At 69.5% G+C, this 21,667-nt stretch carries 21 protein-coding genes; 16 read left to right on the top strand and 5 right to left on the bottom strand.

Features of this window, described 5'->3' with window-relative positions; translation table 11 throughout:
- Positions 1–41 precede the first annotated feature (41 nt).
- On the bottom strand, positions 42–878 hold the full coding sequence (locus tag ACIRD8_RS32655) for a hypothetical protein (protein WP_403999710.1): 837 nt from the start codon (positions 876–878) through the stop codon (positions 42–44).
- Positions 879–984: 106 nt separating this feature from the next.
- Between ACIRD8_RS32655 and ACIRD8_RS32650 the strand changes: the two genes are divergently transcribed.
- Complete coding sequence (locus ACIRD8_RS32650) at positions 985–2,217, top strand: cytochrome P450 (protein ID WP_403999707.1); 1,233 nt, start codon at positions 985–987, stop codon at positions 2,215–2,217.
- A gap of 17 nt (positions 2,218–2,234) precedes the next feature.
- On the opposite strand, the gene ACIRD8_RS32645 is transcribed toward ACIRD8_RS32650, so the two are convergent.
- From ACIRD8_RS32645 to ACIRD8_RS32630, 4 genes are all read right to left on the bottom strand, one after another.
- Positions 2,235–3,449 carry an acyl-CoA dehydrogenase family protein gene (locus ACIRD8_RS32645; RefSeq protein WP_403999704.1) on the bottom strand — a complete coding sequence of 405 codons (1,215 nt, stop codon included), beginning with the start codon at positions 3,447–3,449 and terminating at the stop codon, positions 2,235–2,237.
- A gap of 4 nt (positions 3,450–3,453) precedes the next feature.
- On the bottom strand, positions 3,454–3,927 hold the full coding sequence (locus ACIRD8_RS32640) for an SCP2 sterol-binding domain-containing protein (RefSeq protein ID WP_403999701.1): 474 nt from the start codon (positions 3,925–3,927) through the stop codon (positions 3,454–3,456).
- A 73-nt stretch (positions 3,928–4,000) separates the two neighbouring features.
- Entirely contained in the window at positions 4,001–4,264 is a 264-nt protein-coding gene (locus tag ACIRD8_RS32635; protein WP_403999697.1) for a hypothetical protein, read from the bottom strand.
- A gap of 198 nt (positions 4,265–4,462) precedes the next feature.
- On the bottom strand, positions 4,463–5,677 hold the full coding sequence (locus ACIRD8_RS32630; RefSeq protein ID WP_403999694.1) for a helix-turn-helix domain-containing protein: 1,215 nt from the start codon (positions 5,675–5,677) through the stop codon (positions 4,463–4,465).
- Positions 5,678–6,328: 651 nt separating this feature from the next.
- Between ACIRD8_RS32630 and ACIRD8_RS32625 the strand changes: the two genes are divergently transcribed.
- The 15 genes from ACIRD8_RS32625 (at position 6,329) to ACIRD8_RS32555 (ending at position 21,660) form a co-directional block, all read left to right on the top strand.
- Positions 6,329–6,964 (top strand): hypothetical protein, encoded by a 636-nt coding sequence (locus ACIRD8_RS32625; RefSeq protein WP_403999691.1) that lies wholly within the window; start codon positions 6,329–6,331, stop codon positions 6,962–6,964.
- 166 nt (positions 6,965–7,130) lie between these two features.
- Positions 7,131–7,766 carry a hypothetical protein gene (locus tag ACIRD8_RS32620; RefSeq protein ID WP_403999688.1) on the top strand — a complete coding sequence of 212 codons (636 nt, stop codon included), beginning with the start codon at positions 7,131–7,133 and terminating at the stop codon, positions 7,764–7,766.
- A 111-nt stretch (positions 7,767–7,877) separates the two neighbouring features.
- Positions 7,878–9,356, top strand: a complete 1,479-nt coding sequence (locus ACIRD8_RS32615) for a DUF6801 domain-containing protein (protein WP_403999685.1) — start codon at positions 7,878–7,880, stop codon at positions 9,354–9,356.
- A gap of 75 nt (positions 9,357–9,431) precedes the next feature.
- Positions 9,432–10,385 (top strand): hypothetical protein, encoded by a 954-nt coding sequence (locus tag ACIRD8_RS32610; RefSeq protein ID WP_403999682.1) that lies wholly within the window; start codon positions 9,432–9,434, stop codon positions 10,383–10,385.
- 710 nt (positions 10,386–11,095) lie between these two features.
- Positions 11,096–12,079 (top strand): ABC transporter ATP-binding protein, encoded by a 984-nt coding sequence (locus tag ACIRD8_RS32605; protein WP_403999679.1) that lies wholly within the window; start codon positions 11,096–11,098, stop codon positions 12,077–12,079.
- Complete coding sequence (locus ACIRD8_RS32600) at positions 12,076–12,912, top strand: MlaE family ABC transporter permease (protein WP_403999676.1); 837 nt, start codon at positions 12,076–12,078, stop codon at positions 12,910–12,912. Before ACIRD8_RS32605 ends, ACIRD8_RS32600 begins: the two co-directional genes overlap by 4 nt.
- 3 nt (positions 12,913–12,915) lie before the next feature.
- Positions 12,916–13,719: an MlaE family ABC transporter permease gene (locus ACIRD8_RS32595; RefSeq protein WP_403999673.1), complete on the top strand. Its 804-nt coding sequence runs from the start codon at positions 12,916–12,918 to the stop codon at positions 13,717–13,719.
- Positions 13,719–15,017, top strand: coding sequence for an MCE family protein (locus tag ACIRD8_RS32590; protein ID WP_403999670.1), 1,299 nt, complete (start codon positions 13,719–13,721; stop codon positions 15,015–15,017). Before ACIRD8_RS32595 ends, ACIRD8_RS32590 begins: the two co-directional genes overlap by 1 nt.
- On the top strand, positions 15,014–16,045 hold the full coding sequence (locus tag ACIRD8_RS32585) for an MCE family protein (RefSeq protein ID WP_403999666.1): 1,032 nt from the start codon (positions 15,014–15,016) through the stop codon (positions 16,043–16,045). The genes ACIRD8_RS32590 and ACIRD8_RS32585 overlap by 4 nt, the downstream gene beginning before the upstream one ends.
- Complete coding sequence (locus ACIRD8_RS32580; RefSeq protein WP_403999663.1) at positions 16,042–17,061, top strand: MCE family protein; 1,020 nt, start codon at positions 16,042–16,044, stop codon at positions 17,059–17,061. The genes ACIRD8_RS32585 and ACIRD8_RS32580 overlap by 4 nt, the downstream gene beginning before the upstream one ends.
- A gap of 1 nt (position 17,062) precedes the next feature.
- Positions 17,063–18,190 carry an MCE family protein gene (locus ACIRD8_RS32575; protein ID WP_403999660.1) on the top strand — a complete coding sequence of 376 codons (1,128 nt, stop codon included), beginning with the start codon at positions 17,063–17,065 and terminating at the stop codon, positions 18,188–18,190.
- Positions 18,187–19,329 (top strand): MCE family protein, encoded by a 1,143-nt coding sequence (locus ACIRD8_RS32570; RefSeq protein ID WP_403999657.1) that lies wholly within the window; start codon positions 18,187–18,189, stop codon positions 19,327–19,329. Before ACIRD8_RS32575 ends, ACIRD8_RS32570 begins: the two co-directional genes overlap by 4 nt.
- Positions 19,329–20,564 (top strand): MCE family protein, encoded by a 1,236-nt coding sequence (locus ACIRD8_RS32565; protein ID WP_403999654.1) that lies wholly within the window; start codon positions 19,329–19,331, stop codon positions 20,562–20,564. The genes ACIRD8_RS32570 and ACIRD8_RS32565 overlap by 1 nt, the downstream gene beginning before the upstream one ends.
- Positions 20,561–21,082, top strand: coding sequence for a hypothetical protein (locus ACIRD8_RS32560; RefSeq protein WP_403999651.1), 522 nt, complete (start codon positions 20,561–20,563; stop codon positions 21,080–21,082). Before ACIRD8_RS32565 ends, ACIRD8_RS32560 begins: the two co-directional genes overlap by 4 nt.
- Positions 21,079–21,660: a hypothetical protein gene (locus tag ACIRD8_RS32555; RefSeq protein WP_403999648.1), complete on the top strand. Its 582-nt coding sequence runs from the start codon at positions 21,079–21,081 to the stop codon at positions 21,658–21,660. The genes ACIRD8_RS32560 and ACIRD8_RS32555 overlap by 4 nt, the downstream gene beginning before the upstream one ends.
- Positions 21,661–21,667: the final 7 nt, after the last annotated feature.

Genomic DNA, 21,667 nt, shown 5'->3' with positions numbered 1-21,667 from the left:
CACCGGGCCCCGCCCCACGCATGCGGGGCGGGCCGGACGGGTCAGGCCAGCAGCTCCCGTACGGAGGCCTTCATCCGGGCCACGAACGCCTCGCGGACCCCGTCCGCCACCAGGTCGAGCGACAGATACGGATTGAGGTCCTCCAGCTCCACGAGGAGCAGTCCGTCCTCCGGCGTCCGGCAGGCGTCCACCCGCTGGATGCCGTGCGTGAGGGTGTTCCACTCGACGAAGCGGCGCGCGAAGTCCAGGTCCTCGGAGGTCGGCACGTACGGTTCGAGCACCCAGCGCCTGTCCGGATGCGGTGCGTGCAGGGCGTACTGGAAGTCGTGGTCGACGAAGTAGAAGGACACCTCGTAGCGGAAGTCGATCCGGGGCTGGACAAGCAGCGTGCCGTCGGCGCCCTCCGGATATTCCGGCTCGTCGGTGAACCGCAGCCCCACCGAGTCCGCGCCGAGCTTGGGCTTGACCACGTACCCGGCCGCCCGGGGGAGCAGCCCGAGGTCCGCCGCACGGTCCACGGTCGGGATCACCGGGAAGCCGGCCCGGCTCAGATCGACCAGATACTGCTTGCCTGCCATGTCACCGCGGCCGTCCAGCGTGTTGTAGACGCGGGTCCCCGACTCCCGCGCCCGGGTGCGGAACGCGTCGTACGCCTCCTGGTAGTGCAGGACCGGACCGCTGTTGCGGACGACGACCGCGTCGAACCCCTCCAGCAGCGCCGCCGCGTCCCGGGGGTGACAGAGCGCGACATCGAAGGCATCGCGCAGCCGGGACGTCAGGAAGATGTCCTCGTCGCAGTAGCGCCGCCCGCGTGCCTCGTAGGCGAGATCGGTGACGAACAGGACGGACGGACGTGGTGCTCCGGACGCGGCGATCAAGAATACTCCCAGGGGGTTCGGTATTCGGCTGAGGGTCAATAGCCTTGCTGGTGTTGCCCGTTCACTGCCATGAAGCACTCCGGTCTCTTCCCCACAGGAGTCATACGTGTCCCAGGCGTCCTCACCGCCCGACATTCTCTCGCCCGCCTTCGCCGCCGATCCCTACGGGGCCTACCGGACGATGCGCGAGAGCGCCCCGCTGATCCACCACGAGGCCACGGGGAGTTACCTCGTCTCCCGGTACGAGGACGTCGAGCGCGTCTTCAAGGACCGGGCCCAGGAGTTCACCACCGAGAACTACGACTGGCAGCTGGAACCGGTCCACGGCCGGACCATCCTCCAGCTCAGCGGCAGGGAACACGCCGTGCGCCGGGCCCTCGTCGCCCCCGCCTTCCGGGGCGCGGACCTCCAGGAGAAGTTCCTGCCCGTCATCGAGCGCAACGCCCGCGAGCTCATCGACGCCTTCCGCCACACCGGGGAGGCCGACCTGGTCGAGGCGTTCGCGACCCGTTTCCCCGTGCTGGTCATCGCCGACATGCTGGGCCTGGACAGGGCGGACCACCAGCGCTTCCACGGCTGGTACACCAACGTCATCGCCTTCCTCGGCAACCTGGCGGGCGACCCCGCGGTCGCGGCGGCGGGGGAGCGGACCCGCCAGGAGTTCGCCGAGTACATGATCCCGGTCATCCAGCGGCGCCGGGAGGAGCCGGGGGACGATCTGCTCTCCGCGCTCTGCGCCGCCGAGGTCGACGGCGTACGGATGAGCGACGAGGACATCAAGGCGTTCTGCAGCCTGCTGCTCGCGGCCGGCGGGGAGACGACCGACAAGGCCATCGCCTCGGTCTTCGCCAATCTGCTGGCCCACCCCGAGCAGCTCGCCGCCGTGCAGCGGGACCGGTCCCTGATCGACCGGGCCTTCGCGGAGACGCTGCGCTACACCCCGCCGGTCCACATGATCATGCGCCAGACGGCGGGCGAGGTGGAGCTGTCCGGGGGCACCGTCCCGGCGGGCGCGACCGTCACCTGCCTGATCGGATCGGCCAACCGGGACGAGGCCCGCTACGCCGAGCCCGACCGCTTCGACCTGTTCCGGTCCGACCTGACCAGCACCAACGCGTTCTCCGCCGCCGCCGACCACCTCGCCTTCGCGCTGGGGCGGCACTTCTGCGTGGGCGCGCTGCTGGCCAGGGCCGAGGTGGAGACCGGGGTGAACCAACTGCTGGACGCCATGCCCGACGTCCGCCTCGCCGAGGGATTCACCCCGGCCGAGGAGGGCGTCTTCACACGGGGCCCGGCCTCGGTGCCGGTCCGGTTCACACCGGCAACGCCTGGAGCGTGACGTTCCGGGCGCCCGTGTCAGCGGATGTGCCGTCCCGAGATGGCCCGGGCGATGACCAGGCGCTGGATCTCGCTCGTGCCCTCGAAGATCGTGTAGATCTTGGCGTCGCGGTACATCCGCTCCACCGGGTGCTCCCTGCTGTACCCGGCGCCGCCGAGGATCTGGACGGCCTTCTCCGTTGCGGAGACGGCGAGTTCACCCGCGCGGAGCTTGGACATGGAGCCCTGGCCGGCGTCGAAGGTCCGGTCGTTGCGGGCCATCCAGGCGGCCTGCCAGATCAGCAGGCGTACGGCCTCGATCTCCGTACGGATGTCGGCGAGGGCGAACGCGATCGACTGGTTCTCGATGACCGGCCGCCCGAAGGCCTCGCGTTCACCGGCGTACTCGAGTGCGTACTCGTACGCGGCCCTCGCGATGCCCAGTGCCTGCGCGCCCACCGTGGGGCGGCTGACCTCGAAGGTCGCCATCGCCGCCTGGCCCTTCGCGGTGCCGCCCTCGCGGGCGCGGGCCAGGCGGGCGTCCAGCTTCTCCTTGCCGCCCAGCAGGCAGTGCCCGGGCACCCGTACGCCGTCGAGGAAGACGTCCGCGGTGTGCGACGCGCGCAGTCCGAGCTTCTTGATGGTGCGGCTCGCCGCCAGGCCCTTCGTGCCGGGCGGCACGATGAACGCGGCCTGGCCGCGCGCGCCCAGCGAGGGGTCGACCGAGGCGACCACCACATGGATCTCGGCGATCCCGCCGTTCGTGATCCACGCCTTCTGGCCGGAGAGCACCCATTCGTCCTTGGCCTCGTCGTAACGGGCCTTCGTGGTCATCGCTGAGACATCGGAACCGGCCTGCGGCTCGGAGACACAGAAGGCGGCCACCTTCGGGTCGTCCTCGTCGCCGTAGCACTGCGGCACCCACTCGGCGAGCTGGTCGGGCGTGCCGGAGGCGAAGATGCCGGCGACCGCGAGCGAGGTGCCGAACAGCGCCATGCCGATCCCGGCGTCGCCCCAGAAGAGCTCCTCGTTGGCGATCTGGAGGGAGAGCCCGCTCGGGTCGCCGTACATGTCGGCGAGCGACTCGAATCCGTACAGGCCGATCCTGGCGGCCTCCTGGATGACCGGCCACGGGGTCTCCTCGCGCTCGTCCCACTCGGCGGCCGCGGGGCGCACCACCTGGGAGGCGAAACCGTGCACCCAGTTGCGCAGGTCCTGCTGTTCCTCGGTCAGCGCGAGGGAGAAGTAGCTCATGGGCTCAGGCCTTCGGGATGTCGAAGTAGCGGGTCAGGCCCGAGGCCAGTCCGACGTCACCGGCGACCTTCAGCTTGCGCATCATGAACATCGTCACCGGGTTGCCGTTGCCGGAGACCAGCTTGAGGAATTCGGCGTCGCCCATCACCAGCGTCGTACGGGGCTCGGCGTCGGAGCGGCCCGCGTGCACCGTGCAGGTGCCGTCGGCTATGGAGGTCTCGTAGACCTCCTCGCTCTCGCCGGTGATCTTCCAGCGGATCAGGGCCTTCAGCCCGCCGGCCGCCTCCGGGCGGAACTGCTGCCGCATCCGGCCGAAGACCTCGCCCAGCACCCGGGCGCGCAGATCACCGTGCATGACCTCGCCGAGCTGCTTGGCGGACAGGCCCTTGACGATCCGCGCGAACTCCTCCGGGGAGACGGCGGCGAAGTCGAGCCCGGCCAGTTCGTCGGTGAGGTTGCCGTTGCTGTTGTCGGGCACGCCAAATCCTTACTCCAGAGTAAACTTACTTCTGAGTAAGGTAAGGGGGCCGTGGCCGCCGCGCAAGCAGATGTCACCAGGCGCCGTCGGGGCGCACCGCCAGACGCGGGTGGTGGGCGGAGAGCACCTTGTTGGCCCACGCGAGCTCGGACAGTGCCTGCTCGCGGTCGGCCTGGTCCTCGATGCCGAGCCTCGGACCGCGGAACCTGCGCACCTCGCGGGCGGCGCAGTCGGCGTCGAACTCCGCCTGCAGGATGTGCGGCGGAGTGCAGGACCCGATCAGCGCGGCGACCCGGTCGGGGATCGGCACGGGAACGAGGAGGTGCGAGGCGGTCATGGGGGGTTCCCTCTCGGATGGTTGGCCAGGAGGTGGCGCTCGGCGACGGCCGGTGGGCCACCGCTCCTCCTTATGTAACGGGACGCAGTTCCGGGTTTCTCGTTGAGAACGTCTCCGTGTCGCAACCGTTTGGGACTGACCGTCTATTTCGCCTTACCTGAAGGTAAGTTGACTTCGCGCCAGGCATGTGATGGGCGTTCAGTTGAGGGAATGGCCGCTGCGGGCCCGTAACTGCAGGGCGCGCAGCACGGCCTCGGTGGAGAAGCGGCTCTCCGGGTCGGTGAGCTGCTCGCCGAAGATGGCCTCCAGGCTGCGCATCCGGTAGCGGACGGTCTGCGGGTGCACATCCAGCAACTCGCCCATCTGGGCGGCGGTGCCCCGGGTGTCGAGCCAGATCCGCAGTGTCTCGATCAGCCGCTCGCGGCGTGTGGTGCTGATGCCGGACACGGCGGCCAGTTCCCGCTCGGCGAGCTGGTCGAGGAGGGCGGTGTCGGAGAGGAGCCACAGGGTGATGAGGTGGTCCTCGCAGAGGATGACGGGCGCGTCGTCGACGACCCCCGCGTCGACCAGCTCCAGGACACGCCGGGCCCAGCGGATCGAGTCGGCGGCGAGCGCGGTCGGCACGGTCAGCCCGATCGCCGCGCCGCCGCCGGGAATCGTCCGGTCGAGCATCTCTCTGCGCGCGTCGTTCATCGGCCCGGGAACCAGCAGGTGCGGCTGCGGGTCGCCGGGGTCGATCAGGACGTCGGGGTCGGCGCTGATCCGGTCGAGGCCGGACGGGGCACGCACCGCGACGAGAGTGACCTGCTCGGGCAGTGTCCACCCGGTCTGCTCGCACAACTCGGCGATGGCGCTGCGGGGTACGGGCCGGCCCGCCAGGATCAGGTGCAGCAGGCGCCGGCGCACCGCCTCGCTCTGCTGGTCGGACTGGGCCTGCACCTCCAGGAAGCCCTCGCGGGACAGCGACTCGAGCTCGTCCACGTACGCGAACAACGCGTCGGCGAAGCTGAGCATCAGCGCGGGCGAGAAGTTGTAACTCCGGCCCACCTTCTTCGCCCGCCGCAGCGCGACCCGCGCACCCAGCCGGTACGCCCCCTGGAGCGCGTCCATGGTGCGGCCCTCGTACGCCTCGAACCTGCCGAATCTCCGGCACATGTCGTCGCGCAGAACCGTGGGGGACGAGGGCTCGGCGACCAGGTCCACGAAGGAGGAAAGGCTCTGCTCGACACCCATCCGGATGGACGTGCCATTGGGGCCGTTGAGGAGCCGCGCGTATTCCGGATAGGCGCGGGTCACTTCCATGCCTATCTCTTTGATCAGGCTCGGCAGTTCTGGCCGCATGATCGCGGCGAACTCCTGGGGGAGGGGCCCCAGCGGGTCTCCGGTGTCCAGCGGCTGGATAAGTCTCGGCATGACCGTCCCCTTGCTTTCCTGGGCCCGGCGTGGGTGGAGCAGGTGGGGGAAAGCGCTCCCACGGACCGACAGGTGTATACCAACATCGGCGCCGAAGATAGACCAAGTCGGGCGGGGTGCACACCGCCTGGACAGGATCGAAGTGCAAGGGGCACACAACATGGCCCTGTTGTGGTCCTCCGGTGCAGGTGAAACGGTAAATGCTCACTTCCGGACAATGTTTTCGGCCGCGGGTCGCGTCGAAGGCCCCGGCGGGTGGTGCGGCGGCCGCCCCGCCGGCCGTCCCCGGGACGCATTCGGTGGCTCTCGTCACCACCTTCCGGTCCTCTCCGGGCGGCCCGGCCGGCGGTGGCGCCGGTCCGGATCACGTGCCTTTCCGCCTGGATATTGCGCACCAAGTGACAAGAGCGCCGGGCGAATTAGTGAGCTACTGACGAGGAAAAAAACTCGCCGAACCAATCTTGACCGACGGGATTGTGTTCGAAGTTTCCCGCAAGTAACGTCACGCCCTGTCACAGAACGTGTGTGGCTGAAAGAGCAGCACGGCCCCCACGCAACACGATTCATCGCGGCACTCCCTGCGTCTTTGCAGGAATTCGGGTGCTGTCCCCGCAACAGTGCACCCGCACTGCCGAATCGGAGGAAATCACTGTGCGCAACTCTCTCAGAAAGATCGCGCTCGCGGCCGGTGCCGCCGCGGCCGCCGTCACCCTCGGAGCCACCACCGCCACCGCCGGCGTCGCCGCTCCGACCTGGACCGTCGGCCCCAGCTCGCCGGAGACGTTCTCCGCCACGGCCGGCACCGTCACCCTCACCCTCAACGGCATCCCGATGACGTGTACGTCGTCCGCGGCGCAGGGCAACCTGGCCACCGCCTCGGGCACCACCAACGTGCAGGTCGGCACCATCGCTCCGCTGACCTGGAGCAACTGCACCAGCCCCTTCGGCCCGGTGACCCCGACCGCCGACACGTCCACCGCGTGGAAGCTGAACGCCAACACCTACAGCGCCGGTGTCACCAACGGGTACATCAGCGGTGTGAAGGCCACGCTGAAGGTCCTCACCTGCACCTTCACCGTGACGGGCAACGTCGCCGCCACGTACACCAACTCCACCGGCGTGCTGGCGGTCAGCAACAACGCGACCTACAAGCTGACGGTCGCCACCGTCACCGCGGGCTGCGCCGGGATCGCTGCCGTGGGCAACAACCCGACCTACGCCGCCAACTACAGCGCGGTCACGCCGATCGGCGGCACCACCAAGCCGACCATCGTCTACACCCCCTGATCAGGCCACAAGTCGTCATCGGGTGAGGGATCGCGCGGCAGGCAGGCCCGCCCGCCGTGCGATCTCTGCGCCCCGAACCCGAAGGCGGACGCCGTCGTCGTGGGCGGCCGGGGATCCGGTGCAGCGCCCGGGCCCGTGCCCCGTTGTCGAATCGGAGGAACCAGCTGTGCGCAGGTCTCTCAAGAAGCTGGGGGTGGCCGCCGGTGCCGCCGTTGCCGCGGTGGCCTTCGCGGCCCCCGCCGCCACGGCGGGCGTCGCCGCGCCGGTCTGGACGGTCGGCCCCAGCTCCCCGGAAGCGTTCTCCGGCAGCTCCGGAACCGTCGTGTTCATCTTCAACGGCATCCCGATGACGTGCATGTCGTCCGCGGCCAAGGGCGACCTGGCCACCGCCTCCGGCGCCACCGACGTCACGGTCGGCACCGTGGCTCCGCTGACCTGGAGCAACTGCACCAGCCCCTTCGGCCCGGTGGCCCCGACCGCCGACACGTCCACCCCGTGGAAGCTGAACGCGAACACCTACAGCGCCGGTGTCACCCACGGGTACATCAGCGGTGTGAAGCTCAGGATGACCATCACGACCTGCGCGGTCACGGTGGCGGGCCGGCTGGCGGCGACCTATTCGAACTCCACCGGCCGGCTGGAGGTCACCGACGACAGCACGTACAAGCTGACGGTCCTGACTGCCACCCCGGGATGTGCGGGCTACCTGGCGGTGGGCGACACCTGGGCGTACAGCGCCAGTTACTCGTTGGTCACGCCGGTCGGTGGCACGACCCGCCCGACCCTCGTGTACACGCCCTGATCCGGCCTCGCGCCGGAATCCCGTGACCGGGGACCGCGCGGCGCATCCACGCGCCGCACGACGCGCGTCCCGTCCGTCCGAAAGGGGACATGTTCAGTGAGGGGCAGTCGTATGACAGGCGCACGGCGGCGCACGGCGCGGGGCGCCGCGGTGGCCGCCGCGGTGCTGCTGGGAGGGATGATCCCGGGCGCGCAGGCCGCGTCCGGTGTGCAGGAGATCGATGCGGAACTGGCCTACACCTGCGACCTCCCGGAGGGAGGACAACCGGTGAAGGTCGAGATCACCGCGAAGATCCCGGAATCCGGTCATGCCGAACAGGTGATCCAGCCCGAGGACGTGGGGTTGGACGTGACGCTGTCCGAGGAAGCGTCGGCCGGACTCGCTGCCGCCGGAGTGGCGACCGTGAGGGCGGAGGCGCGGCTCTCGGTCGACGTGGCCCAGGGGGACCAGCACGCCCGGACGGAGTGGATCGGGACGACCGCCGAGCCGGTACCGGTTCCCGAGGCGGGCGACCTGACGCTGAGCACGACGGGGGGCGTTCCCTACGTGAAACCCGGGGTGCCCGGGGACCTGTCGTTCGAGGCCGCCGACCTCTCGGTGGACCTGGCCGTGAAGAAGGCCGACGGCGCTCCGGCCGAACCGCCGACCATCTCCTTGACGTGCGTGGTGGAAGCGGACCAGAAGACGACTCTGGCGACGGTCGGCGTGGACGGCGGTGCCGGGACGCCCACGCCCGGACCGTCCGCTTCCGACGAGTGGCCGGACGGTGACGAGGAGCAGGGAGAGGCCGCCGCGCCCGAGGTCGGGACGAGGGCGAAGGAGCCCGTGCCGGCTTCCGCGCCACCGTGCGTCGGGAACACGGCGGACGATCTCGAAATGGTCACCTACGTGGCCGGCTACGCGAACGTGACCAAGCTCGACGCCGCCAACAAGTTCCCCCCTGCCTGCGCACGGATCCATACCTATCCGGGCGAACCCGTCATGGAGTACCCCTACCTGCATGTGTATCTGAACGCGGCAATCGTCCTGGACTACAAGGGGAAGCCTCAACTGCCGCCCAGTACCGGGACGTTCCTGACCTTCGGGTTCATGCCCACGACAGCCACACTCGAGATGACGCAGATCCCTCCCAAGGCGAACTCGCCGCAGGACCGCAACGTGGTGTCCCACAACATCATCGATCTCTCCGCCGGTGGTGCCAGCAAGACGACCACGACGGTCGACCTGGACTTCGTCCTCAGGCTGTACGACGTGAAGGTCAACGGCGTCGCGCTGGACGTGGGGAAGAACTGCCGGACGGAGCGGCCCTTCCGGCTCTCGCTCAAGGGCCTGGGGACCTGGGACGCGGAGAACGGCGACCAGGGCTACACCGTGGTGACGGGAGGGACGCTGACGGGTTCGGTGACGATCCCGCCCTTCAAGGGGTGCGGAGCCGGTGAGGACCTGGACGCCGTCTTCACCGCATCGCTGTCCGGGACCCCCGGATTCGTCAAGCAGACGCAAGGGGCACCCTGCACGCCTTCGGGTGCGGCCGACGCGATGTGCACGCCGGACCACCAGCCGGTGGAGATCCCGGAGCCGACTCGCTGAGGGAGCTCCTCCGCTGCGACGACAAGCGCAATCGAGCACATGAACGCCCTGAGCCGCTAACGAATCGAGGGAACGATGAGACCTGCCTCCAAGACCTGGATCAAGGCCGGCGGTGCCGTCGCCGCGTCCGCCGCGTTGGTCATGCCCCTGACCGCCACCCCGGCCGGCGCCGCCACGGCCGCCGCCCAGCTGAACGGCGACTGGGCCCCGTTCGACCGCTGTCCGGTGGACGCCCCGGCCATGCTCGCGACGGACGGCGACACCGACGTCCCGCTGTGCGTGACGTCCACCTCGCCCAACGGGACGATCAAGCTGGGCAACACCACGGCGACGACCGGGTCCACGAACCTGCAGTTCGGCGTCATCCAGCATCCGGCCGAGGGGACCTACACGGTCGTTCCCCCGCCGGCCGGATCCATCATCAGCGGGAAGACCACCATCCCCGGCGGGCTCCTCGGCATCATGTGCCCCAGTAATGTCCCGGTCGTCTCGGCCGTCTGCGGGCAGATCACCGATGCCACCCTGAACAAGGTGACCGCCACGGTGGAGTCGGCCGGCACACCGACCGACTTCAGCCTGGTCGCCGGGATCTCCTCCGGGCCGATCGTCAAGCTGCCCGTCAAGATCCGTCTGGAGAACCCGCTGCTCGGATCCAGCTGCTACATAGGAAGCAGCAGCAACCCGGTGCTCCTGCGTCCCGGGAACATCAGTGCCCCGACCATGGCCGCCTCCAGATTCAACGGTGACGGGTCGGCGAACCCGGACGAGGGGTCGCTGATCCGGATCGCCCTGTCCGGGGCCGCCCAGGGCGACAGCCAGTTCTCCGTGCCGAAGGCCAGTGGCTGCGGTCTCGGCGGTCTGCTCAGCTGGGCCATCGACCTCAAGGTCGGCCTGCCGGCCGCGGCCGGCTCGAACAACCTCGTCCTGAACGACGCCAAGACCTACACGGCCGGTCTCACGGCTCCGGGGCTGTCGGTGCCCGATGCCGGCAAGGAGCTCGCCGCGAGCTGGCACTCCGCGGTGAAGTAGCCGGCGGGAAGGGTGCCGGCGGCGCCTCGGCTTCTTGTCACTTCGTGCGCCCCGGCCCTCGGCCGCCCATGAGCCCGTCCCGACCGGATGAACCCTGGTCGGGGCGGGCTTCGGCGTGTCCGGGAGCGGCTCCCGGGGGCCTGCCGACATGGCCCGTAGGCCCTCACTTTTCGATAGGTTTCGCGCCCCTGTTACTCATCGGGACATAAGAAAACGGTGCTCTGCAATTACCTCGGAGAAAGTTCGTGAAGTGCTATTGCGGACTCAGGTTACTGGCCCGTAGCGTCCCGCTTGAGCAGCTCGGAAACGCGTCCGTACCTGCTCGTTCGACGCACGTGGAGTCCCGGTCGCGCCCCCCTCGGCCCGGGATTCCTCCGGGAGTTCCCCCGGCACCGGAACCCTCCACCGGGGCGGGGCCTCCCGCCGCCGGAATCTCGTGGCTCCGGCCCCCCGGGGCCGCGGGACCCCGGTGCACCCGGAGAGCTTGCGCAGAATCCGACAAGACCGGTGACCGGCTTTGTCATTCGGTGACAAGTGATCCGTCCGAAGATCGATGCCCGGCGATTCCCGCTGCTCAACGGCTTGTCCTGGCGGATTCGACGGACATAACGTGCGCCTCCTGGTGCATGTGTGACGAGCCGCCCCTTGCATTCACCGGAGCCGGAGCGCAGACAGATGACGTCGTTCACCACCACTTCGAGGGAGGGCCGATGGGTATCGAAGTAGTCGTCGAAGGCCTGACGAAGTCCTTCGGCAAGCAGAACATCTGGCAGGACATCAGCCTCACGCTGCCGGCCGGTGAGGTGAGCGTCATGCTCGGGCCCTCCGGCACCGGGAAGACCGTGTTCCTGAAATCCATCATCGGACTGCTCAAGCCGGAAAAGGGCCGTGTCCTCATCAACGGCGTCGACATGGTGAACAGCCCCGAGCGCGAAATCATGGAGACCCGGAAACTCTTCGGCCTCATGTTCCAGGACGGCGCCCTCTTCGGCTCGATGTCGCTCTTCGACAACATCGCCTTCCCCTTGCGTGAGCACACCCGCAAGAAGGAGTCCGAGATCCGCCGCATCGTCATGGAGCGGATCGATGTCGTGGGACTGCTGGGCGCGGAAGGAAAACTGCCGGGCGAGATATCCGGCGGGATGCGCAAGCGCGCCGGCCTCGCCCGCGCCCTCGTCCTGGACCCGCAGATCATCCTCTGCGACGAGCCCGACTCCGGGCTCGACCCGGTCCGTACGGCGTACCTCTCGCAGCTCCTGATCGACCTCAACGCCCAGATCGACGCGACGATGCTCATCGTCACCCACAACCTCGACATCGCGGCCACCGTCCCCGACAACATGGGGATGCTGTTCTGCCGCAACCTCGTCACCTTCGGCCCGCGCGAGGTCCTGCTCACCAGCGACATGCCCGTCGTCTCGCAGTTCCTCGCCGGACGCCGCGAAGGCCCCATCGGCATGTCCGAGGAGAAGGACGCGGCCACCCTCGCGGCGGAGCAGACCAACGGCTCCGACCGCACGGCCGGTCCCCGCACCGTCGTACCGCAGTTGGAGCCCTCACCCGGACTGCCCGTGCGGCAGGGCGCCGTGCGCCGCCGGGAGCGGGTCCTCTCCATGATGGGCCAGCTGCCGGAGGCCGCCCGTACGGCCATCATGAACAGCTACACGCCGACCTTGGACGGTGGGCGCCGATGACGGCACCACCGCCCGTACGGCCGCCGGAGCCGGCCGCCGAACAGGCGCCGGGGCAGAGACCGCCCTCGCGGCTCCTCGCCCCGCTGCGCCAGACCGGACAGCTCTTCGCCCTCGCCCTGGCCGTCGCCCGCGCCGTCTTCCGCCGCCCTTTCCAGGTACGGGAGTTCATCGAGCAGTTCTGGTTCGTCGCCAGCGTCACGATCCTGCCCGCCGCCCTCGTCTCCATCCCGTTCGGCGCGGTCATCGCCCTCCAGGTCGGCTCGCTCACCGAGCAGCTCGGCGCCCAGTCCTTCACCGGCGGCGCCAGCGTCCTCGCCGTCATCCAGCAGGCCAGCCCGCTCATCGTGGCCCTGCTGATCGCCGGGGCGGCGGGCTCCGCGATCTGTGCCGACCTCGGCTCCCGCAAGATCCGCGAGGAGCTCGACGCCATGGAGGTCATGGGCGTCTCGCCCGTCCAGCGCCTCGTCGTCCCGCGCGTGCTGGCCACCATGTCCGTCGCCGTGCTGCTCAACGGACTGGTCTCCGTGGTCGGCACACTCGGCGGCTACTTCTTCAACGTGATCATGCAGGACGGCACCCCGGGCGCCTACCTCGCCAGCTTCTCCGCCCTGGCCCAGCTGCCCGACCTGTACGTCGGTGAACTCAAGGCGCTGATCTTCGGCTTCATCGCGGGCATCGTCGCCGCCTACCGGGGACTCAACCCGCGCGGCGGTCCCAAGGGCGTCGGCGACGCCGTCAACCAGTCCGTCGTCATCACCTTCATGCTCCTGTTCGCGGTGAACATGGTCCTCACCGCGATCTACCTCCAGATCGTCCCCCCGAAGGGGGGCTGACCGATGTCGATGCTCGGCTGGCTCGACCGCTCCGGTGAGCAACTCACCTTCTACGTACGGGCGCTGATCTGGATCCCCCGCACCCTGCACCGCTACCTCAAGGAGGTGCAGCGGCTGCTCGCCGAGGTCGCCTTCGGCAGCGGCGGCCTCGGTGTCATCGGCGGAACCATCGGCGTGATGATCGCGATGACCCTCGCCACCGGCTCCGTCGTCGGCCTCCAGGGGTACGCCGCCCTCGACCAGATCGGCACCTCCGCGTTCACCGGCTTCATCTCCGCGTACTTCAACACCAGGGAGATCGCCCCGCTCGTCGCCGGCCTCGCCCTCTCCGCGACCGTCGGCGCCGGCTTCACCGCCCAGCTCGGCGCGATGCGGATCAACGAGGAGGTCGACGCCCTCGAAGCGATGGGCGTGCGCTCCATGCCCTACCTCGTGACCACGCGGATCATCGCGGGCGTCGTCGCCATCATCCCGCTGTACGCGATCGGGCTGCTCTCCTCCTACCTGGCGTCCCGCTACATCACCGTCCTGTTCAACGGGCAGTCGGCGGGCACCTACGACCACTACTTCAATCTCTTCCTCTCCCCGGACGACGTGCTCCTGTCGGTGCTCAAGGTGCTGATCTTCAGCGTGCTGGTGATCCTCGCCCACTGCTACTACGGCTTCCACGCCACCGGCGGTCCGGCCGGTGTGGGCGTGGCCGTGGGCCGGTCGGTGCGCAACGCCATCGTGCTGATCAGCGTCACCGACTTCTTCCTCTCGCTCGCCATCTGGGGCGCGACGACAACGGTGAAGGTGGCCGGCTGATGCATTCCTCCACGGCGCAGACGGTGCGCCGCAGACTCGCCGGTGTGGCCTTCGTGCTGGTGCCCGCCCTGCTCGTATGGCTGTCGGTGTCCGTGTACGAGAAGGACTTCACCGACGACGCCACCGTGACCGTACGCACCGGAAGCGTCGGCAACGAGATGCACGACAACGCCGAGGTCAAGCTGCGCGGTGTCGTGATCGGAGAGGTGCGCGACATCGAGTCGGACGGCGACGGGGCGCGCCTGACCCTCGCCATCCGGCCCGGCCGGCTCCGCCAGATCCCCGCCGACGTCACCGCCCAGATGCTGCCCACCACCCTCTTCGGCGAGCGCTTCGTCGCCCTCGTACCCCCGTCCGTGCCGTCCGTCCGGACCCTCCAGGCCGGTGCGGTGATCCCGCAGGACCGCTCCTCCAACGCCATCGAGCTGGAGGAGGTCCTCGACAACGTCCTGCCGATGCTGACCGCCGTCAAGCCGGAGAAGCTCGCCGCCACCCTCAACGCCGTGTCCCAGGCGCTCGAAGGGCGCGGCGAAAAGCTCGGCGACACGCTGGTCACCCTCGACGCGCACCTCAAGGAGTTCAACCCGCAACTCCCCACGCTCAACGCGGACATCAAGGAACTCGTCAAGGTCAGCACGCTCTACGCGGACGCCGCCCCCGACGTCCTGGACGCGCTCACCGACTTCACCACCACCAGCGGCACCCTCGCCGAACAGCAGGCGGAACTCGCCGATCTGTACGGCTCGACCACCGCCTCCGCCCAGGACGTCACCTCCTTCCTGCGCAAGAACAAGGACAACCTCATCCGTCTCTCCGCCTCGGGCCGGCCCACACTGGAACTCCTCGCGCAGTACTCGGACGAGTTCCCCTGCACCCTGCGCACGATGGCCGGATTCGTCCCCGCCATGGACAAGGCGCTCGGCAAGGGGACCGACCGGCCCGGCCTCCACGTCACGCTCAGGCCCGTGGAGTCCAAGGGCAAGTACGTGGCCGGCAAGGACACCCCGGTCTACGGCGCCACCGGGGGCCCGCACTGCTACTCGGTGCCGTACACCGGAAGGGCGGTGCCGACAGCCGACGCACGGACCGCCTCCTCCGCCGTGGACAGCGCCCCCGGTGACACCGCAACCGAGACCGACGCCGACACCGCCCTCGGCATGCCCAACTCGCCCGAGGAGAGCCGGCTCGTCAACGAGCTGGTCGCCCCCTCCCTGAACGTGCAGCCGCAGACCCTGCCCGACTGGAGCAGCGTGCTCATCGGTCCGGCCTTCCGCGGTGCGGAGGTGAAGCTCAAGTGAAGCGCCGCTCCCTCGCGGGACCCCTCGTCAAGTCGATCGTCTTCGTCGTGGTCACCGTCATGGCCACCACCGTCCTCGGGCTGTCCATCGCCAACACGGGCGTCGGCGACACCACGTCGTACCGGGCGAGGTTCACCGACGCGACCGGACTCGTCGTCGGCGACAGCGTCCGGATCGCCGGCGTCAAGGTCGGTCAGGTCGAGTCCATCGAGGTCGCGGACAAACGGCTGGCCGAGGTCGGCTTCGCCGTCCGCAGGGGCCGCGAACTGCCCGCCTCGGTGACCGCGTCGATCAAGTACCTCAACATGGTCGGCCAGCGCTACATCGACCTCGACCAGGGCGCCGGGCCCGTCGGCCGGAGCTTCACGCCCGGCGCGACCATCCCGCTGTCACGCACCACGCCCGCGCTGGACCTCACCCAGCTCTTCAACGGCTTCCAGCCGCTGTTCGAGGGGCTGTCGCCACCGGACGTCAACCAGCTCGCCGGATCGATCGTCCAGGTCCTCCAGGGCGAGGGCGGCACCGTCGACAGCATCCTCTCCCACGTCGGATCGCTGACCGGCACCGTGGCGGCCAAGGACAAGGTGATCGGCGAGGTGATCAAGAACCTCAACACGGTCCTGAAGACCGTCAACGACCGGGAGGCGGGCTTCAACGACCTCGTCGTCACCCTGCAGAAGCTCGTCACGGGCTTCTCCGGCGACCGCAAACCGCTCGGCGAGGCGGTCACGGCCATGGGCGCGCTCACCACCGTCACCGCGGACCTCCTCCAGGACGGACGCAAACCGCTCAAGGACGACATTGCCCAGCTCGGACGGCTCACCGGCCAACTGGACAAGAACTCCCCCAAGATCGAGAGCTTCCTGGAGAAGACCCCGGCCAAGATGGAGGCCATCACCCGCCTCACGTCGTACGGGTCATGGCTCAACCTCTACCTCTGCGAAGCCAAGGTCAGCGGTGTGACGACCGAGGACGGCAGCGCCCCGCCCACCGGCATCACGATCGGCAAGCCGAGGTGCCAGGCATGAGAATCAAGCCCGTACGCGAACGCAACCCGGTCGCCGTCAGCATCGTCGGACTCCTCGTCCTGGCCCTCGTCGGCCTCGCCGCCTACCGCGCCGACGCCCTGCCCTTCATCGGCGGCGGCACCACCTACAGCGCCGACTTCACCGAATCGGCCGGCCTCGACGAGGGCGACGAGGTACGGATCGCCGGAGTCAAGGTCGGCGAGGTCACCGGCGTCCGGCTCGACGGCGCCAAGGTGAAGGTGGACTTCAAGGTCAAGGACGCCTGGATCGGGAACTCCTCCACCGTCGGCATCGCCATCAAGACCCTCCTGGGCGACAAGTACCTCGCCGTCGACCCGCTCGGCGACGCCCCCCAGGACCCTGACTCCCGGATCACCAACAGCCGCACCACCTCCCCGTACGACGTCACCCAGGCGTTCGACGGACTCGGCGAGACGATCGACGAGATCGACACCGAGCAGCTCGCCCGGAGCTTCGAGACGATCTCCGAGACCTTCAAGGACTCACCGCCCGACGTACGCAGCGCCGCGAACGGGCTGTCCGCGCTGTCGAAAACGGTGTCCGAGCGGGACGCGCAGCTCGCCACCCTCCTCAAGGGCAGCAAGCAGCTCACCAGGACGCTCGCGAACAAGAAGAGCAGCTTCGAGACCCTCCTGGAGGACGGCGACCTCCTCCTCGGCGAGATCCAGGCCCGCCGTGACTCCATCCACCTGCTGCTCACCGGGACCAGGAACCTCGGGACCCAGCTGACCGGGCTCGTCACGGACAACGACAAGCAGCTGAAACCCACCCTGGACTCGCTGGGCCGGGTCACCACGGTGCTGGTGAAGAACCGCAAGAGCCTCGACAAGGTGCTCTCGCTGGCCGGCTCCTACAACCGCCTCGTCGGCAACACCCTCGGCAACGGCCGCTGGTTCGACAACTACGTCTGCGGTGTCGTCCCGAAGAACTACCTGCCCGCCGGGACGCCCCCGGCCGACGGCGACTGCATGCCACCGAAGCAGGGAGGGCGCTGACATGAGACGCACACGCATCATCGGGATCGGCGCCGGACTCGCCGTCGTGGCGGTGGCCGCCACCTCGGGCGTCATGGCGATGGACGACCAGGGGAAGACCACCGTCACCGCCTACTTCGACCAGGCCACGGGCGTGTACGCCGGATCGGACCTGCGGATCCTCGGGGTGAAGGTCGGCACCGTCGAGTCCGTCGAACCGCACGGCAAGGAGGCCAGGGTCACCCTGCGGCTCGACGAGGACGTCGACGTCCCCGAAAAGGCGCACGCCGTCGTCGTCGCACCCAGCCTGGTCGCCGACCGGTACGTACAGCTCGCACCCGCCTACACCGGGGGAGCGCGGCTGGCGGACGGCGCCGTACTCCCGGCCGCGGACAACGCCACGCCCATCGAGGTCGACCAGCTGTACGAGTCGATCACCGAGCTCTCCACGGCCCTCGGCCCGGACGGCGCCAACACGGACGGGGCGCTCTCGGAACTCCTCGACACCGGGGCGAAGAACCTCGACGGGAACGGAAAGGCCATCGGGGACTCCATCGAGCAGTTCGGCAAGGCGACGAAGACGCTCGACAAGAGCAGCGGGAACCTCTTCGACACGCTGTCCTACCTGCAGACCTTCACCACGATGCTCAAGGAGAACGACGGCAATGTGCGGGCCGCCGAGCAGCAGCTGAACACCGTCACCGGCTTCCTCGCCGACGACAAGAAGAACCTCAGCGCGGCCCTGAAGGAACTGGGCAAGGCACTCGGCCAGGTCAAGGGCTTCATCCAGAAGAACCGTGGCGCCCTCAAGGAGAACGTGGACCTGCTGCTGCCGCTCACCCAGACCCTGGTCGACCAGCGCGCCTCGCTCGCCGAATCCCTCGACACACTGCCCCTCGCGGCCGGCAACGTGCTGAACGCGTACGACCCGGCGAACCGCACCCTCAACGGGCGCACCGACCTCAACGAGCTGTCGATGGGCGGGCCCCTCACCGAACCCGGGGCCGCCGCCACCGGACTGCAGGGGCTGGCTCCGGCGGACACCAGCCGGCAGGAGGCGCTGCCCGTGCTGCCGCTGCCCGCCGTCGGCACCGTCTACGGCACCCCGGAGAAGACCGGGACGCAGAAGAAGAAGGAGGCGACCCCATGAGCCCCGCCCCGCACAGACTCGGCACCCGGCTGGTCACGGCCCTCGGCGCCCTGGTCGCCGCCGGTGCCGGCTTCGTGCTCGTCGCCACGACCGTCGGCCTGCCGTCCTTCGGGAGCATCGACCAGGTGCCGCTGCCCGGCGGGGCCGACCTGGGGGACCACCCGTACGAGATCACCGCTGAGTTCGGCGATGTCCTCAGCCTCGCCCCGCAGTCGTCCGTCAAGGTCAACGACGTGGCCGTCGGCCGGGTCACCGGGATCGCCCTCACCCCCGGCAGCTGGACCGCCAGAGTCACCATGCGTGTCAACGGGAAGATCGACCTGCCCGCCAACGCGTACGCCCACCTCGAACAGTCCAGCCTCCTCGGCGAGAAGTTCGTCCAGCTCTCGCCGCCGAGCGCAGGCACCGCCAGGGGCACCCTCGCGGACGGTGACCGGATCCCGCTCTCCCGAACCAACCGCAACCCGGAGGTCGAGGAGGTCTTCGGCGCCCTGTCGATGCTCCTCAACGGCGGCGGGGTCGCCCAGCTCAAGACCATCACCACCGAGCTCAACAAGGCACTCGCCGGACAGGAACCACAGATCCGCTCGATGCTGAAGCGGGTCGACACCCTCGTCACCGACCTGGACGACCACAAGGAGGACATCACCGCGGCACTCGACGGGGTCAACCGGCTCTCCGCCACCCTCGCGACCCGTAAACAGGACGTCGGTACGGTCCTCACCGGGCTCACCCCCGGCCTGAAGGTCCTGGAGAAGCAGCGCGGCTCGCTGCTCACCATGCTGCGCTCACTCGACTCGCTCTCCACCGTCGCCGTCGACACGATCGACAAGAGCAAGGCCGACATGATCGCCGACCTCAAGGCCATCGCACCCATGCTCACCGCGCTCGCCGACTCCGGCAACGACCTGCCGGACTCCCTCCAGGTGCTGGCCACCTACCCGTTCACCGACGAGGTGCTCCGCGGGGTGAAGGGCGACTACCTCAACGTCTACCTGGACGTGACGGCCCTGCCCGGCACCCAGATCATCCCCGCACTCACCCCGCCCACCGAGTCCGGCGCCCAGCAGAAGTCCGGGGCCGCGCTGCCGCTGCCGCTGCCCTCGGTCACCACACCGGGAACGGAGGGCACCCGCTGATGATCACCCTTGCCGTCCGGCTCAAGAACATCGCCTTCCTCGTCGTCGCCGTACTCGTCCTGGGCTTCCTGGGGGTCCGGTACGCCGACCTCGGTCACTACGTCGGGCTGCGCGACTACTACACGGTGACCGTGCAACTGCCGCAGACAGGGGGCCTGTTCACCCACTCCAACGTCAGCTACCGGGGCGTGTCCGTGGGCAGGGTCGGACCGATCGAGCTCACCGACGACGGCGTCGAGGCCGAGCTGCGCATCGAGAACGACGCGCCGCGCATCCCCGACAGCCTGCGGGCCGTCGTCGCCAACCTCTCCGCCGTCGGCGAGCAGTACATCGACCTGCGGCCCACCCGCGCGGACGGGCCCTTCCTGGAGAACGGATCGGTCATCGACCAGGCCGACACCACCATCCCCGCACCCGTCACCGACGTCCTCACCAGCGTCGACGACCTGACGGCCTCCGTCGACACGGAAGCCCTGCGCACGGTCGTCGACGAGTTCGGCGCCGCGTTCACCGGCCGGGGCGACGACCTCCAGGTCCTGCTCGACACCGGCGGCGAGTTCGTCGAGGCCGCCGACGAGGCCCTGCCGACCACCACGAAACTGATGGCCGACGGAGAGACCGTGCTGCGCACCCAGAACGAACAGGGCGAGGCGCTCAAGGGATTCGCCTCCGGCGCCGAGGAACTCGCCGCCGAACTCAAGGGATCCGACACCGACCTGCGCCGGCTCATCGCCGCCGCGCCCGACGCCACCGAACAGATCAGCGGACTGCTGCGCGACCTCGACCCCGCCTTCGGGGTGGTCGTCGCCAACCTCCTCACCACCTCCGAGGTCGCCGTCACCCGCCAGCGCGGACTGGAGGAACTCCTGGTGAAGCTCCCCGCGGTCGCGGCCGCCGGCGCGAGCGCGATCGACGCGGACGGGGCCAGATTCGGCATGTCGGTCACCTTCTTCGAGCCGCTGCCCTGCACCGCCGGATACGGCTCCACCACCTACCGCCCGGGCACCGACACCTCGGCCGCCCCCGCCGCCAACACCAAGGCCCGCTGCGCCTCTTCGCCCGGCAGCGGCATCAACGTCCGCGGCAGCGCCAACGCCCCGAAGGGCGGGCCCGTACCCGAACCGTTCACCCCGGGCTCGGGCCTCCTCCCGGACACCCTCGCCACCACCGGGAGCACCACCACCCCGCAGGCCGACGGAATGGCCGGACTGCTCGGCCTGGGAGGCGGCTCATGAGCGGCCGTACGAGGACGGGGCTCGGCTGGTCCGCCCTGCTCGCCGCGGTCCTGGTCTGCGCGCTCGGCACCTGGTCGTACGCCCAGGCCCGGGGTGACGGCACACTGGCGTACGCGAAGAGCCGCGACGCCGCGCTCGCCGACGGCAAACGGCACCTCGCCCGGCTGACCAGCATGGACGGCAGGAACGCCGCGAGCGTGAAGTCCGGGATCGGCGCCTGGCTCGACGCCTCGGCCGGCCCGCTGCACGACCGGCTGGAGAGCAGCCGGAAGAAGGACGCGGCCGAGCTCACCGAGTCCGGCGCCACCGCGCGCGGCAAGGTCACCGACGCCGCGCTCACCGCGCTCGACGACCGGGCCGGTACGGCGGCGCTCATCGCGACCGTCGACGTCGTGGTCACCCCGCGCACCGGCAAGGGCGGCACGGAGCGCAAACGCTTCGAGGTCACCCTGACCCGCACCGGGGACGGCTGGAAGGTCAAGGCACTTGACGCGCTACCGGTCGGGAGCGGCACATGACGCAGGACACCGCAACAGTGACCGACCCACCTGACCTCGACCCCGTACCGGATCCCGGGCCGGACGTGGCCCCCGCCCGCCGGCGGTGGACCCGCCCGCTCGCCGCGCTGCTGGCCGTCGCCCTGCTGGGCGTGGGCGGCACCCTGTTCGTCCAGGGGCGGCAGCTGCGCGACACCCCCGCGACCTCCAACCGCGCGCTGACCGACTCCGCCGCGACCAGCCGGGTCACCGGCGACGTGAGCAGCGCGCTGGGCAAGGTCTTCTCGTACAGCCCGCAGGCCACCGCCGCCACCAAGGAGTCGGCGAAGCAGCTGCTCGCCGGCCGGGCGCTCCAGCAGTACGCGGCCCTGTTCGGCCAGGTCGAGAAGCAGGCCGCCGACCAGAAGCTGACGCTCACCAGCCAGGTCGTCCGCGCCGGGGTCACCCGGCTCACCGGCGGCAGCGCCCACCTCCTCGTCTTCCTCGACCAGATCTACGAGCGCGAGGGGAAGGCCGCCACCACGGCGGCGGCGCAGCTGTCCGTGACCGCGGAACTGCGGGGCGGGCAGTGGCGGATCGTCGACATCACCTCCAGGTAGGGGAGAG

Source organism: Streptomyces sp. NPDC102451 (assembly GCF_044765485.1).
Lineage (GTDB): Bacteria > Actinomycetota > Actinomycetes > Streptomycetales > Streptomycetaceae > Streptomyces.
Note: the sequence above shows the minus strand (reverse complement) of the source record. Positions and strands in the feature narration are given on the sequence as shown.

Bases quoted from the DNA above. Each gene is read 5' to 3' on its own strand.
- ACIRD8_RS32635 (WP_403999697.1), bottom strand. From the start codon at position 4,264: ATGACCGCCTCGCACCTCCTCGTTCCCGTGCCGATCCCCGACCGGGTC.
- ACIRD8_RS32600 (WP_403999676.1), top strand. From the start codon at position 12,076: ATGACGGCACCACCGCCCGTACGGCCGCCGGAGCCGGCCGCCGAACAG.
- ACIRD8_RS32605 (WP_403999679.1), top strand. From the start codon at position 11,096: ATGGGTATCGAAGTAGTCGTCGAAGGCCTGACGAAGTCCTTCGGCAAG.
- ACIRD8_RS32580 (WP_403999663.1), top strand. From the start codon at position 16,042: ATGAGAATCAAGCCCGTACGCGAACGCAACCCGGTCGCCGTCAGCATC.
- ACIRD8_RS32565 (WP_403999654.1), top strand. From the start codon at position 19,329: ATGATCACCCTTGCCGTCCGGCTCAAGAACATCGCCTTCCTCGTCGTC.
- ACIRD8_RS32595 (WP_403999673.1), top strand. From the start codon at position 12,916: ATGTCGATGCTCGGCTGGCTCGACCGCTCCGGTGAGCAACTCACCTTC.
- ACIRD8_RS32555 (WP_403999648.1), top strand. From the start codon at position 21,079: ATGACGCAGGACACCGCAACAGTGACCGACCCACCTGACCTCGACCCC.
- ACIRD8_RS32630 (WP_403999694.1), bottom strand. From the start codon at position 5,677: ATGCCGAGACTTATCCAGCCGCTGGACACCGGAGACCCGCTGGGGCCC.
- ACIRD8_RS32570 (WP_403999657.1), top strand. From the start codon at position 18,187: ATGAGCCCCGCCCCGCACAGACTCGGCACCCGGCTGGTCACGGCCCTC.
- ACIRD8_RS32575 (WP_403999660.1), top strand. From the start codon at position 17,063: ATGAGACGCACACGCATCATCGGGATCGGCGCCGGACTCGCCGTCGTG.
- ACIRD8_RS32610 (WP_403999682.1), top strand. From the start codon at position 9,432: ATGAGACCTGCCTCCAAGACCTGGATCAAGGCCGGCGGTGCCGTCGCC.
- ACIRD8_RS32645 (WP_403999704.1), bottom strand. From the start codon at position 3,449: ATGAGCTACTTCTCCCTCGCGCTGACCGAGGAACAGCAGGACCTGCGC.
- ACIRD8_RS32560 (WP_403999651.1), top strand. From the start codon at position 20,561: ATGAGCGGCCGTACGAGGACGGGGCTCGGCTGGTCCGCCCTGCTCGCC.
- ACIRD8_RS32590 (WP_403999670.1), top strand. From the start codon at position 13,719: ATGCATTCCTCCACGGCGCAGACGGTGCGCCGCAGACTCGCCGGTGTG.
- ACIRD8_RS32615 (WP_403999685.1), top strand. From the start codon at position 7,878: ATGACAGGCGCACGGCGGCGCACGGCGCGGGGCGCCGCGGTGGCCGCC.